This is a genomic window from Planotetraspora phitsanulokensis (assembly GCF_016863295.1).
In the GTDB taxonomy this organism is placed as follows: domain Bacteria; phylum Actinomycetota; class Actinomycetes; order Streptosporangiales; family Streptosporangiaceae; genus Planotetraspora; species Planotetraspora phitsanulokensis.
Window position 1 is genome coordinate 1 of record NZ_BOOP01000091.1, and the last position, 774, is coordinate 774.

Annotated in this window: 1 protein-coding gene; it reads right to left on the reverse strand. The window is 67.1% G+C overall.

What is annotated here, in order from left to right:
• On the reverse strand, positions 1 to 774 hold a 774-nt coding region (locus Pph01_RS42510; protein ID WP_204078950.1), incomplete at both ends, for a sensor histidine kinase.

The window sequence follows — 774 nt, forward strand, 5'->3', positions numbered from 1 at the left end:
CGGCAGTCGTACGACGAATCGGGCGCCGTGTGGGGAGTCTTCGATTTCGACGGTGCCGTGGTGGGCGGTGATGACGGCGCGGCAGATGGCCAGGCCGAGTCCGGTGCCGCCGGGGTCGCGTCTGCGTCCGTCGTTGAGGCGGATGAAGGGTTGGAAGACGCGTTCGCGGTCGTGGGGGGCGATGCCGTCGCCGTCGTCGGTGACGGTGAGGACGGCGTGGTCGGTGGTGCGGGTGGTGGTGATTTCGACGGTGGTGTGGGCGTGGCGTTTGGCGTTGACGAGGAGGTTGTTGAGGACGCCGATGAGTTGGATTTTGTTGCCGAGGACGGGGAGGTGGGGGGTGGTGTGGGTGTGGACGGGGGTGCCGTGGGTGTGGCGGGTGATTTCTTCGGTGACGAGGGTGGTGAGGTCGATGGGTTCGGGGGTTTGGGGGGGTGCGGAGCGGATGCGGGCCAGGACGAGGAGGTCGTCGATGATGGCTTGGAGGCGTTCGGTGGTGGTCAGGGCGGTGCGGATGGTGGTGGTGGGGTCGACGTCGGTGGGGTAGAGGAGGGCTTCTTCGAGTTGGGTGTGCAGGCCGGCGACGGGTGAGCGGAGTTCGTGGGAGACGACGGAGGCGAATTGGCGTTGTTGTTCGACGGCGGCTTCGAGTCGGGCGAGGGTTTTGTTGGCGGTGCGGGCGAGTTGGGTGATTTCGTCGCAGCCGGGTGGTTCGGGTACGCGCATGCTGAGGTCGCTGACGGTGATCTCGGCGGTCTTGGCGCGGATCATCGC